This window comes from Burkholderia sp. Ax-1720 (assembly GCF_011753035.1).
Classification (GTDB): domain Bacteria; phylum Pseudomonadota; class Gammaproteobacteria; order Burkholderiales; family Burkholderiaceae; genus Burkholderia; species Burkholderia gladioli.
The window spans coordinates 1-12,063 of record NZ_VWWK01000047.1; the positions used below are offsets into that span (position 1 = coordinate 1).

Consider the following 12,063-nt stretch of genomic DNA (forward strand, 5'->3'; position numbering starts at 1 on the left):
CTCGCCCGCGCATCTGGCGCGGCTCGAGCATCTCGCCCCGCTCGCCGCCGCCACGCTGGCGGTCGCGCCGGCGGCCCTGGCCGAGGGCAAGCGCCGCCGCGCGGCTGCCTCGCGGCCGGTCAAGCCGCATCACAAGCTGCGCGCCTGAAGCCGCCTCGGTGATGAAACGCCGGCTTCGCTCCCGAAGCCGGCGTTGTTTCTTGGGCCAGGGCCAGGGCCAGCGCGCCGCGGCCCTCCCTCACCTCAAGCCTGGTGCGCGCGCACCTTCTTCAGCAGCGCCGTGGTCGAGCGCTCGAACTCGAACGGAATCGCCAGCGCCTTGCCGCCCCAGCCGCGCACCAGGGCCGATTCCGGCAGCGCATCCATGTCGTAGTCGCCACCCTTCACCAGCACGTCGGGCCGCACGGCGGCGATCAGGTCGATCGGCGTCTGTTCCTCGAAGCCCACCACCCAGTCGACGCATTCGAGCGCGGCCAGCAGCGCCATGCGGTCTTCCTGGCGATTGATCGGCCGATCGTCGCCCTTGCCCAGCATGCGCACCGAGGCGTCGCTGTTGACGCCGACGATCAGGCAGGCGCCGAGCGCCTTCGCGTCGGCCAGGTAGGTGACGTGGCCGCGATGCAGGATGTCGAACACGCCGTTGGTGAACACGACGGGCGAGCTCAGCGTCGGACGCAGGGCGGCGAGCGCCTCGCGGGTGGTGAATTTACGTTCGAAGGCGGCGGGCATCGGTTTCGGTCCGGCTGGAAGAAGGGAAACGGGAATCGGGCGAGCCGGCGCATCTGCTCGATCGGCTCGATCGGCCATGCTACGCGCCGCCCAATAAAAAAGCCCGCGCGAACTTCGGCGGGCTTGGTGTGCTGCAAATCGACTGGCGAATGACTGGCGAGTCGATGGATGAAGCGGCTGCCGCCTCAGGCGGGTTGCGTGGCGGCGCCGCTCTCGGGCGTCTGCAGGCGACCCGTGACTTCCTTGCGGTAGCGGTTCAGCTCCTGCGCGGTGGCGAAGGTGCGCTCGAACAGGATCGACAGGTTGTGCAGGATCCGGTCGACTACCTTCTTCTCCCACTCGCCATCGAAACGGATCTGCTCGTCGAGCCAGCGCTCGAGCCATTCCGGATCGGGCAGGCGCGACTGCACGGTATCGCGCGGGAACAGCGACTGGTTCACGTGCAGGTTGGTGGGATGCAGCGGCTTCTCGGTGCGGCGCGCCGAGGCCATCAGCACGCCAATCTTGGCGAAGGCCGAGCGCGCGACGTCGCCGCAGTTCACCAGCGCCTTCTTCATGTAGCGCAGGTAGGCGCCGCCATGGCGTGCCTCGTCGCGCGAGATGGTTTCGTAGATGTGCTTGATGACGGGTTCCGTATGCCACTCGGCCGCGCGGCGGTACCAGTGGTTCAGGCGGATCTCGCCGCAGAAGTGCAGCATCAGGGTTTCCAGCGGCGGCGCCGGGTCGAACTCGAAGCGCACCGCATGCAGCTCGGCCTCGGTCGGCATCATCTCGGGCTTGAAGCGGCGCAGGTACTCCATCAGCACCAGCGAATGCTTCTGCTCCTCGAAGAACCAGACGCTCATGAAGGCGGAGAAGTCGCTGTCGTGGTGGTTGTCGCGCAGGAACATTTCCGTCGCGGGCAGCGCCGACCACTCGGTGATCGCGTTCATCTTGATCGTCTTCGCCTGCTCGTCGGTCAGGAGCGAGGCGTCGAACTTGTCCCAAGGGATGTCCTTCTCCATGTCCCAGCGGACGGCTTCGAGCGATTTGTAGAGTTCCGGATAAAGCATGGTGTTCATGGTCCCACCCCTGTTCTGCACAATGCGACTGCTAAACGTGACTGTTGCGTCGAGCCCCCACAATCGGGGCGCTCACCTGACGAATCGGTAATTTTACGCGCTAAAACGCGCGCCGGATGCACTTGGCACCGCGACGCGATTGCTGCCGCGCAAGCGCTTGTGGGGGCAAAACGCGCGACGCCCGAAACAGACCGAGCCTCGCACGCACCTGAGAGGGGCCGGCTCGAGGCCGGCTGTCGTTGTCGGGGCCGTGCGCGCGAGCGTCAGGGACGGATCGCGCCGCCAGCACCCGCTTGGATGAATTCGGCGTCGGCGATGATAGCACGCACCTGTGACGGATCCGCGACACTGATGCGGCGAACCGTCGCGGTTTTGGCCGCCCAGCCGAGCCGCCTCAATCGGGGCGATTCGGTTCGGATATCGAACCGATACCCGGTTCGGCAGGCTCGGCCGGCGGCGGCGCCGGCGCGTCCGGCACCAGCCTCTCGCTGGCCGCCGGCACCGCGCTGCTGACCGGCGTGCTCGGTTTCCTGTGCGCCTGGGTGGTGGTCAAGACGCGCACGCCGGGACGCGCCGCGCTCGACGCGCTCACCCTGCTGCCGCACGCGATGCCCGGCATCGTGATCGGCGTGGGCCTGATCCTGGCCTGGAACCTGCCGTTCTGGCCCGTCACGCCCTACAACAGCTGGGTGATCCTGCTGCTCTCCTATGCCTGCCTGCTGCTGCCCTACCCGGTGCGCTACGCGAGCGCGGCGCTGCGGCAGATCGGCGGCAGTCTCGAGGCGGCGGCGCGCGTGCACGGCGCCACGCCCGCGCGCGTGCTGTGGCGCATCGTGCTGCCGCTCGCGGCGGCACCGCTGGCCGCCTCGATGATGATCGTGTTCGCGGTGGCCTCGCGCGAACTGGTCACCTCGCTGCTGCTCGCGCCCAGCGGCGTGCAGACCGCCTCGGTGTTCATCTGGCAGCAGTTCGAGCAGGGCTCGATCGGCGACGGCATGGCGATGGGCACGCTGATGCTGCTGATCAGCGGCGTGCTGCTGGCGCTGGCCTCGCGCTGGACCAGGCGGCTCGACACGCTGCACTGAGCCTGCCGAATGAAAAACCGCGCCGCACGCTCACGCGTGCCGGCGCGGTCTGCTGCGGACAACCAGGCTGGCGCCTGGCCGCCGCTTACTGGCCGCTGCAGAAGTTCGGCTGGTACTGGTAGACCCAGGCGGTCTTGGTCGAGCTGGGCGACTGCACCCAGTTCGTCATGCCCTGGATGGTGTTGAAGATCAGTTGCGAGCGCGAGCTCACCTTGTCGGTGAACACGCCATCGTCGTTGACGTCGACCTCGAAGGAGATCTCCGCCAGCGCCGGCGTGCTCGAACCGTTCGCATACCAGACCGTCATGGTGAAGTCGGCGTCTTCCTGGCCGAGATCGCTGGTCGGGCCGTCGAAGGTCAGCTCGTGGATCGACAGGCCGCTCACCGGCACCAGCGCTTGGCCGCTGATGCTGTCGAAGGTCTTGGTGGTGGGGAACAGATCCTTGATGTCGCTGAGCTTGTTGATGTTCTTCGAGCTCGACAGCGGCTCGCTGGTCGAATGCGAGAAGGTCTCCCTGGCCGGCGGCGTGATGTCGTCCTCGAGCTTGGTCTTGGCCTTCGACGAGCTGCCGCTCACGTCGGTATTGGCCGAGGTGGCCTGGCTCGCCGAGCCGAACTTCAGCTCGATGTCGAGGCTGCCGCTCTCGTTGCGCTGGCGCATCGAGTAACCGGCCGTCTTCACCGCGCAGTTGCCGGCCGTGTCGTAGTAGAGCACGCTGCGGTCGTGATCGGCCGCGAAGCTCTTCTTGACGCTGCTGTCGAAGCCGTTGGCGGCGAGGCTGGCCTTCAGGTCGGTGAGGAAGCGGTTGGCGGCATCGGCCGGCGCACTCTGGAAGGCCTGCGGATTCAGCAGGACCTTGTATTCGCGGCTGCCGACGCTCGGGGTGCCCGCGTGGGCGAGCTGGGACGCGGCGAACAACGCCAGCGCCGCCGCATGATGCAATCTGATCTTTGTCATTTCGGTGCTCATGAGTGGAGGGATACGACACTTCGCCGCTCGGCGAAGCCCTCACAAGTTAGCACTGCGAAATGACGTGGCGGTGAAGCGAATGTGTCGGTTCGACATGCGGCGCACAGAAGGGGCGATGGCCTCGTTCGTGCGCGCCGCTCGATGCAACGATCAGCTTGCCGGATGCGCGTCGCGCAGGCTGCCGACGAAGGGCTCGCGCGTGCCGGGCGCGGTGGCCGTCATGCTCGGGCGCTCGGCCCAGCTCGCGAGCCAGGCCGCGAGCGCCGGGCGCGCTTCGCGCCAGTCGCGCGCATAACGGAAGTCGGTGTATTCGAGCGCGACCGCCACCGCGATCTGCGTGCCCGAGGGCAGGCCGCCGGCTTCATCGCCAAATGCGTCGCCGAGCTCCTCGCGGCGCGCATCGATCGCATCGAGCGAGCGCCCGATCCGCGCCTCCAGCTTCGCCAGGTAACCGTCGTCCTGGCGCGCGGCTTCGCGCAGCGATTCGACGCGACGCGCCAGCACCGCCTCCATCAAGCCATCGGCGAGCGACAGCATCGACAGCGCGGCCGCATCGCCGACACGCACCAGCGGCGCCTGCTCGTGCAGCGTATCGAGGTGAAGCAGGATCGCCATGCTGTCGTAGACGCCCTCGCGCTCCGACAACACCAGCGTCGGGATCTGCCAGAGCGGATTGAACGGCGCGAGCGGCTGCGGCGCCTTCATGTCGACGAACTGCTCGGCCACCTCCAGCCCGCGCTCGAGCGCGGCGACGACCACCTTGCGGCCGAACGGCGAGGTCGCATCGGTCATGATCTTCAGCATCTTCATCTCTCCAGGGTCGGTCAGGTTCAGGTCGCGCTTGCCGGGCCGGCGTCCAGCGCGAGGCAGCGGATCGCGTCGATCGCCTCGTGGCGGCGCGCCCACTGCACGAATACGTGATCGTGGTAGTAGCCCGACATCACGTTGGCGCTGATGCCTTCGCGCGCGAGCGCCGTGGCGACGGTCGCGATGAAGCCGACCGCCTCCAGCGAGGAATGGATCTGCAGCGTGATCCTGGCCCATTCGCCGGCGGCTTGCAGGCCGCACTCGCGTGCCTTCTCCAGCGGCAGGATCAGGGTGCGCCCCTCGCGCTCGTCGAAGCTGCAGATGCAGCCGGCCGGCGTGCCCGGCGTATCGCAGGGCACCGTGCAGAAGGTGTAGATCACCTCGTCGAGCAGCGGATCGATGCCGCTCAACAGGCGTTGCAGGTCGGTCTGGCCTTCGGGGGCTCGGTTCATGGCGTGGGCTCGTGCCTCATGTGGAAAGGGCCGCGCGGCACGCGGCCGGCCGGCGCGGCGGACCGTCATGATGCAACGAATCGGCCGCGCTTGCCGAGCGAGATCGCGACAGCGGCCCCGCATTGCGAAGGCCGCCCGGCCATGGCATGCTCGCCGCCATCCCGACCATCGGCGCGCCGGCGCCGCCTCCACGATGCGCATCCCCGAATCGCGACACGCCCTGGCTCCCGCCCTCTCGATGCTGCTGGCCGGCTGCCTGCTCGGCGCCGCCGTGCCGGCCTCGGCCGCCAAGCCGCTGCTGACGGTCAAGGTCGACGCGAGCACCACCGCCACCATCACGCGCGCCGACGGCAATCACGTGCTGGTGCGCCTGTCGCCCGACAACACCACGCAGAAGCTGGAGATCGGCGTCAGCGACGAGGACGGCAACACGCAATACGGCTCGGGCGACTACAACTTCGACGGCCACCAGGACCTGGCCTTCTCGGCCACGCTGGGGATGGTCAACGAGAGCTACCAGGTCTACCTGTTCGATGCGGCCAGCCGCCGTTTCGTGCCGCTCAGGCTCGCGCCCGGCAGCGACAAGCTCGGCAACTGCGGCGACCTCACCAACCTCGACGCGAAGCCGGCCGAGCACACGCTGTACAGCTCCTGCCGCGGCGGCCCGATCTGGTACACCGATGCCTATCGCTACCGCGCCGACGGCGTGCTCTACCTGTACCAGGCGAGCCGCGAGCTGCCGCAGGAGGTGCAGGACCTGGTGGACGGCAAGCCCGACGACGGCCCCGCCTCGCTGCTGGTGAGCCATGACGCGAGCGGCAAGGTGATCGACCGCAAGCCGCAGGCCTATGGCGGCGGCGAGGCGGGCATGACGGTGGCGGTGCCGAGGCTGGCGCTGCACGAGAGCCCGCACGAGGGGCCGACGCGCCGCTACGTGGTGGCGGGCGACAAGCTCGCGCTGGTGGGCGCGAACGACGCGATGACCTGGTTGCAGGTGCGTTTCAGCAATCCGCGCGCGGGCGCGATCGTCGGCTGGATCAAGGTGAGCGAGGCGGCCTCGCCGACCGGGGACGCTGCAGCGAGCGGCACGGCGCAGCCCTGAGGCGGGCCGCGGGGCCGAGCGACCCCTAGCGGGCCGCCGCGACGTGATAGGGCGTCGGCCGCCCCGCCGCCTGCCAGAGCGCGATCGCGCGTGCCACGCGCGCATCCACCTCGGCCAGCGGCGCCGGCTGCGAATCGCCGTTCAGGAAATACCAGTGCCAGTTGCCGTCGGCATCGCGCACCGCCAGCGGCAGGATCGCCGAGCCGCGCATCAGCGGGCTGACCGCCTCGTGCAGATCCCTGAAGTTCGGCCGCGTGGTCTGGATCACCGTGATCTCGCCGTTCTCGAGATCGCGGCAGATCGCATCCACGTCCACCGGGTCCGCGTGGAAATCGATCTTCATCTTCATGGCAGCCCCACCCCGGATAGCCAAGGAGCTTTGTAGTCTAGTCGGCGATCGGCCGCCCACCAAGATCGATCAGGCAGCGCTCAGCGCGGCGCGCCGGCCGCCGCCGTCAGCCCCGCGAGGCGTTCGCGCAGCCGCGGTGCAACAAAATCGAGGAAGGCGCGCAGCTTCAGCGGCATCGGCGCCTGCCCCTTGTGCACCAGGCTGACCGGCAGCGGCCGTGCCTCGAAACCGTCGAGCACCACTTCCAGCGCGCCCTCGCGCAGCGCCGTCTCGACCTGGTAGGACAGCACGCGGATCAGCCCGACGCCGAGCACGGCCGCATCGATCGCGGCCTCGGCCGTGTTCACCGCGAAACGCGAATGCACCGGCACCGTCAGCTCGCCCTTGCCTGCCTCGAACACCCAGGCGCGCCGCGAGGCCAGCACCTCGAAGCTGATGCAGGGGTGATTCGCCAGGTCGGCGGGTTCGGCCGGCGCGCCGTGCGCGGCCAGATAGGCCGGGCTCGCGCAGGTCACGCGGCGCACGCTGCCCACGCGGACGGCCATCAGGCTGCTGTCGGGCAGCTCGCCGATGCGCAGCGCCACGTCGATCTGCTCCTCCATCAGGTGGGCGACGCGATCGGTCAGCACCAGGCGCACGTCGATCTCGGGATAGTGGGCGAGGAAGGCCGCCACCGCCGGCACGATGTGCAGGCGCCCGAACACGATCGGCGCGGTGACGATCAGCTCGCCGCGCGGCGCCGCGTATTCGCCGGTGGCGGCGCGCTCGGTTTCCGCGATGTCGTCGAGGATGCGCCGGCAGCCGGCCACATAGGATTCGCCGGCCTCGGTCAGCGATAGCTGGCGCGTCGTGCGATGCAGCAAGCGCGTGTTCAGGTAGGCCTCGAGCTCCGCGATCTTGCGGCTCACGGTGGCCAGCGGAATGCCCAGCCGGCGCGCCGCGGCCGACATGCTGCCGGCATCGACCACCGCCACCAGCAAGGACATCGACTCGAGCCGATTCATGCTGCCTCTCGAATTCTGGAAAGATGATTCCAGATTCTGTTGGATTATCTTTCCACGAGCAAGTCGGTAGGCTGGCTTCCCATCATCGCGCCCGCGACACCCGCCGCCGGTGACGACGACGAATTCGCCAGGAAAGGAAGCTGCCATGAACGACTTGCCCATCGCCGTCGGCGCCCCGCGCGCCGCGCCGGCCACGCCCGCGGCGCATCCCGCCACGCCTGCCGCCCCGGCTGCCCCCGCCGCCTCGCGCGGCAAGATCATCACGATGGCCGCCATCGCCGGCGCGGTGGTGACCAACATCTACTGCACCCAGCCGATCCTGCCGCTGATCGCGCAGGGCCTGCATGCCGACGTGGCCACCGCCGACCTGGTGGCCGGTGCGGCCCTGCTCGGCTTCGCCACCGGGCTGGCGCTGCTGCTGCCGCTCGGCGACCGCTACGACCGGCGCAAGCTGGCGCTCGGCCAGATCGCGCTGGCCTTCGTCCTCGCGCTCGCCGCGGCGCTCGCGCCGAACCTCGGCTCGCTGATCGGCGCCGCCTTCGGGCTCGGCGTCGTCAGTTGCGTGCCCCAGCAACTGGTGCCGTTCGCGGCCGTGATGTCGGCGCCCTCGCAGCGCGGCCGCAATGTCGGCACGGTGGTCACCGGCATCATGGTCGGCATCCTGCTCGGCCGCGCGGTCAGCGGCGTGATCGCCGCGCGCTACGGCTGGCGCGCCGTGTACGCGGTGGAGGCCGCCGCGATGGTGCCGGTAGGCCTCGCCGCGGCCTGGCTGCTGCCGCGCGGCGTGCCGAGCACCACGCTCGGCTACGGCCGGCTGCTCGCCTCGCTCTGGCCGCTGGCGCGCGACCATCGCCCGATCCGTGAATCGATGCTGGTGCAGGCGCTGCTGTGGGCCGCCTTCAATGCCTTCTGGGTCAACCTCGCGGCCCTGCTCGCCGAAGGGCCCTGGCATCTCGGCAGCGCCTGGGCCGGCGGCTTCGGCATCATCGGCGCGGCCGGCGCGATGGCGGCCACCATCGGCGGCCGTGCCTCGGACCGGATCGGCACGCGGCGCGTGATCGGCCTGAGCATCGCGATCGTCACCGCCGCCTACCTGGTGCTGGCCGGCGCGGGCAGCTCGCTCGCCCTGCTGGTGATCGGCGTGGTGGTGCTCGACATCGGCGTGCAGGCCGGCCTGGTGGCGAACCAGACGCGCGCCTTCGCCGCCGATCCGAAGGCGCAGGGGCGCATCAACAGCCTCTACATGACGGCCACTTTCGTGGGCGGCGCGCTCGGCGCCATCGCGAGCGGCGCGTTGATGGCCCGCTTCGGCTGGCACGGCGTGGTCGCGTTCGGCGTCGCGGCGGGGCTGGCCGCCGCGCTCGTGCATCGCTGCCTGGGCCCGCGCTGACGCGGCGCTCGCGATGATCGATCCCGACCTCGCCCACAAGGCACTCGCGCATCCGTTTCGCCGGGAAGTGCTGCGCTGGCTGAAGTCGCCGGACGCGTTCCCGGCATCGGCGCGGCTGCATTCGTGCCACGGCACGCCGCTGTCTGCCATCGTGGCCCGCAGCGGGCTGTCGCAATCGACCGTCTCGGCGCACGTCGCGCTGCTGCGCGAGGCCGGGCTGGTGATCGCCACGCCGGTCGGCCAGTGGATCTTCGTGGCGCGCGACGATGCCGCGATCGCCGATTTCATCGCCGGAATGGCTCGCGAATTCTGAGGATCCTTTGCTCGGTCGGTAATGCGTCGCGCGGATTTTCCGCCTGCCAATCAAAATACTTAATATGAAAAATACAATCGGAGAAATTCCCGATCCGGGATTTTCTCCGCGCCGATTTTCATCGCCTTTATTCGTCGATATTCTCTGATCGCCGGCCGGCAAATCCGATCCGGCAAGGCGTCAACAATTCATCGAATTGCTTTCAGCCGATGTCCACAGGGGGCCACCACCGCAATCCGTTCAAACAATCGCATCGATCGTTTCCATTCCGATTATTCGAACAAGAGGCCGTTGATGAAAAAGATCCGATTCGCACCACGATTCGCACCATTGAGTCTCGTGCTTTGCCACGCGCTGCTGATCGCCCCCGCCCTCGCGCGGGCGGATGAGGGCGGCGACGTCGCGCAGAAGCTGACCAAGCTCTACAACGACACGCGCCAGGATTGCGGCGGGCCGTCCAAGCCGGCCTTCCTGTGCTCGGGCGTGCTGTTCCGCGCCACCTGGCCGTCCACCGACTACATGTTCTACAGCGTGAGCCCGAAGAGCCAGAAAAGCGGCGGCATCTCGGTCTCCTACCTGCGCAAGGACGCGAAATTCCGCCGCCTCGCCTATGGCCTGAAGAGCGGCTTCATCCTCAATCCGATCTTCGGGAATCCGAAGGAGAACAAGGACTACGACGTGCTCTGCTCGTTCCCGATCGACGCGGCCACCGACGCGCGCGCGCAGGCGGGCTGCACCGATTCGAGCTTCACGCCCAACTATGTCGAGAAGTCCTGCCAGGATCTCGGCATCACCACCGCCGACCAGTGGTACGCCGACTACCGCAAGCACAACGGCGACCACTCGATGCAGTGCTCGTTCGACGTGCGCGACGATCGCAACAAGGACGCGGCGCCGGCCTTCTACCAGAGCATCCTGTCGATGCAGAAGATGGGCGAGGAATCGATGCAGACCCAGGACGAGCTGCGCATCGCGAAGTGGGAGGAGGATCCGCCGCGCTCGCCCTCGGTGATGGCCCTGTTCTACGCCGACGACAGCGGCGTGGAAGGCGCGCGGCTGAACCAGATCCAGTGGTATGAAAGCACCCAACAGTACCTGCCGATCATCAACCTGCAACTGCCGCAGACGCGCCAGGACGATGCGAAGTTCATCTACAACGAGCGCAAGCAGGCGATCTGGCCGGTCACGGCGAAGAACAGTTGCGATCGCTACGTGCAGAGCGCGGCCTGGATCTGGCGCGACGACCCGGGCTTCAAGAAGAAGATCGCCTCGCTGCAGGTGGTGCCGACCGATTGCGGGCGCGCGGTGAAGGACGAGCAGACCAACAACTTCTTCAACGAGCTGGTGGTCCAGCATTACCTCGACGCGCCGTGGAAGGAGAACGAGGACAATCGCGACAGCAATCTCGCCAGCATGCGCCGGCAACTGGTCTGCCACTTCCAGATCGCGCGCAACAAGGCCGAATGGAACCTGGAGCCGTCGCGGCCCTATACCTCGCAGCAGGAATCGGTCGCCAAGAGTTGCAACAACCTGTGAGCGCATGAGGCCCGGCCGTGCATGAACCGCGCGCCGGCGGTTCATGCACGCCATCGGCGCTCACATGCTCAGCGCGGGTTGCCGTGGTCGTCGGTATCGAAGGTCTGCGACTGGAACGCGAGGAACACCGCCAGCCAGGTGTCGTCGGGGTAATGCAGGATCAGGCAGCCGTCCTGGTAGACGCCGTTGTCCTTGCGATACGAACCCGAGTTGCCCTGGTTCATGTGGATGTCGTGCACGCCCTGCCCCGGCACGAACTTGAAATACTGGTCGGGCTTGTCCTCGGGGCCCCACTTCGAGCCGAACGCGAACACCTGCGAGCCGGCCTGGTCCATCGCCTTCACCACCGCGCTCTCCAGGCGGTCCTTCAGGTCGTTGTCCTGGCCCGGCGCGTCGGGCGGCACCGGCACCATCGCCGAGCTGTCCACCAGGCCGCCGCGCACGAAGTCGATCGCCAGGCCGCCCGGCTTGCTCGCCAGTTTGGTGAAGCCGATCCCGGCCGCCATCAGTTGCGAACTCAACGAATCCGGCAGCGTGTCGCGCGATTCGAACAGCACGGTGGACGGCGCGTGCGGCGCCGAGGATTTCACGTTCACCGCGATCCGGAACACCTCGTCGCCGGCATGCACGAGGATCTGGTAATGATCGTCGTCGGCATTGCGCAGATGCCCGGAAACGGTGCCCTTCAGCAAACCATAGTTCAGTGCCATCGGAAGGTCCTGTCGTGAGTGAGGATTCGATTCTGCCGCCTGCGACTGACAGTTTCGCGACGCCGGAGTTGCAGCCGCGAGCAGTCGATGCGCAACGCGCAGGCGCGCCTTCCTTTCGACCGGTAAGCGCTACCGGGCCCGAAACGATCGGGCAGCGGATTCGGCAATTCCTGTCGATCGACGAAGGAATGTGCGCGCGGCAACGTTCTCATGCGCAGGCCCGTTCGCCATGCTTGCAATCGGCTTCACATTCCTGCCAAAAACCAAGCTTACAGTCAGCTTCGGATCCCGGGCCCGTCCCGCATGCGGAACCGTCGGCCGGCGCGTTCCCCGTTCCCTCGCTGTCCTTACGGATGACAATAAGCATGTCTCGCCTTTCGATACGCGGCACGCTCCTGCTCGGCACGGCGCTGCTGTGCGCCACGCTGTTGCTGGCCGCCTGCGGCGGCAACGACGACGCGCCGCGCCCGGCACCGTCCACCGGCGAATCCGCCTCCGCCTGCGGCACCCGTCACTGCGCACCGGCTCCCTGAGCCGCCCCAACCCTGCCAGGAA

At 68.0% G+C, this 12,063-nt stretch carries 14 protein-coding genes; 6 read left to right on the forward strand and 8 right to left on the reverse strand.

Annotation, left to right across the window (positions count from 1 at the left end; genetic code table 11):
• Nucleotides 1-243: 243 nt before the first annotated feature.
• Both rfaE2 and F3J18_RS16115 read right to left on the reverse strand, forming a co-directional pair.
• Complete coding sequence (rfaE2, locus tag F3J18_RS16110) at nt 244-729, reverse strand: D-glycero-beta-D-manno-heptose 1-phosphate adenylyltransferase (RefSeq protein WP_025097083.1); 486 nt, start codon at nt 727-729, stop codon at nt 244-246.
• A 185-nt stretch (nt 730-914) separates the two neighbouring features.
• Entirely contained in the window at nt 915-1,781 is an 867-nt protein-coding gene (locus F3J18_RS16115; protein ID WP_025097084.1) for a hypothetical protein, read from the reverse strand.
• A gap of 527 nt (nt 1,782-2,308) precedes the next feature.
• Between F3J18_RS16115 and F3J18_RS16120 the strand changes: the two genes are divergently transcribed.
• Nucleotides 2,309-2,875 carry an ABC transporter permease subunit gene (locus tag F3J18_RS16120; RefSeq protein ID WP_345892522.1) on the forward strand — a complete coding sequence of 189 codons (567 nt, stop codon included), beginning with the start codon at nt 2,309-2,311 and terminating at the stop codon, nt 2,873-2,875.
• Nucleotides 2,876-2,960: 85 nt separating this feature from the next.
• Here F3J18_RS16120 and F3J18_RS16125 read toward each other — a convergent pair whose 3' ends face one another.
• From F3J18_RS16125 to F3J18_RS16135, 3 genes are all read right to left on the reverse strand, one after another.
• A complete protein-coding gene (locus tag F3J18_RS16125; protein WP_166913321.1) occupies nt 2,961-3,833 on the reverse strand; it encodes a hypothetical protein in 873 nt (290 codons plus the stop codon).
• 162 nt (nt 3,834-3,995) lie between these two features.
• Entirely contained in the window at nt 3,996-4,649 is a 654-nt protein-coding gene (locus F3J18_RS16130) for a glutathione S-transferase C-terminal domain-containing protein (protein ID WP_166913322.1), read from the reverse strand.
• A 26-nt stretch (nt 4,650-4,675) separates the two neighbouring features.
• Nucleotides 4,676-5,104, reverse strand: coding sequence for an ACT domain-containing protein (locus tag F3J18_RS16135; RefSeq protein WP_036036627.1), 429 nt, complete (start codon nt 5,102-5,104; stop codon nt 4,676-4,678).
• Nucleotides 5,105-5,297: 193 nt separating this feature from the next.
• On the opposite strand from F3J18_RS16135, the gene F3J18_RS16140 reads away from it, so the two are divergent.
• Nucleotides 5,298-6,206, forward strand: coding sequence for a hypothetical protein (locus tag F3J18_RS16140; RefSeq protein WP_166913323.1), 909 nt, complete (start codon nt 5,298-5,300; stop codon nt 6,204-6,206).
• A 25-nt stretch (nt 6,207-6,231) separates the two neighbouring features.
• Here F3J18_RS16140 and F3J18_RS16145 read toward each other — a convergent pair whose 3' ends face one another.
• Nucleotides 6,232-6,555, reverse strand: coding sequence for a hypothetical protein (locus F3J18_RS16145; protein WP_230677946.1), 324 nt, complete (start codon nt 6,553-6,555; stop codon nt 6,232-6,234).
• Nucleotides 6,556-6,635: 80 nt separating this feature from the next.
• Entirely contained in the window at nt 6,636-7,559 is a 924-nt protein-coding gene (locus F3J18_RS16150; RefSeq protein ID WP_166913324.1) for a LysR family transcriptional regulator, read from the reverse strand.
• 145 nt (nt 7,560-7,704) lie between these two features.
• Here F3J18_RS16150 and F3J18_RS16155 point away from each other — a divergent pair, with 145 nt between their 5' ends.
• The 3 genes from F3J18_RS16155 to F3J18_RS16165 all read left to right on the forward strand — a co-directional run bounded on the left by F3J18_RS16155 (nt 7,705) and on the right by F3J18_RS16165 (nt 10,798).
• Complete coding sequence (locus F3J18_RS16155) at nt 7,705-8,949, forward strand: MFS transporter (RefSeq protein WP_166913325.1); 1,245 nt, start codon at nt 7,705-7,707, stop codon at nt 8,947-8,949.
• Between the two features lie 13 nt (nt 8,950-8,962).
• Nucleotides 8,963-9,262 (forward strand): helix-turn-helix domain-containing protein, encoded by a 300-nt coding sequence (locus F3J18_RS16160; protein WP_166913326.1) that lies wholly within the window; start codon nt 8,963-8,965, stop codon nt 9,260-9,262.
• A 339-nt stretch (nt 9,263-9,601) separates the two neighbouring features.
• Nucleotides 9,602-10,798, forward strand: coding sequence for a DUF2599 domain-containing protein (locus F3J18_RS16165; RefSeq protein ID WP_345891790.1), 1,197 nt, complete (start codon nt 9,602-9,604; stop codon nt 10,796-10,798).
• A gap of 68 nt (nt 10,799-10,866) precedes the next feature.
• Here the strand turns inward: F3J18_RS16165 and F3J18_RS16170 are convergent, their stop codons facing one another.
• Nucleotides 10,867-11,508 carry a YukJ family protein gene (locus F3J18_RS16170; RefSeq protein WP_166913328.1) on the reverse strand — a complete coding sequence of 214 codons (642 nt, stop codon included), beginning with the start codon at nt 11,506-11,508 and terminating at the stop codon, nt 10,867-10,869.
• A 365-nt stretch (nt 11,509-11,873) separates the two neighbouring features.
• Between F3J18_RS16170 and F3J18_RS16175 the strand changes: the two genes are divergently transcribed.
• Nucleotides 11,874-12,041, forward strand: coding sequence for a hypothetical protein (locus F3J18_RS16175; RefSeq protein WP_161783264.1), 168 nt, complete (start codon nt 11,874-11,876; stop codon nt 12,039-12,041).
• The last annotated feature ends 22 nt before the right edge of the window (nt 12,042-12,063 follow it).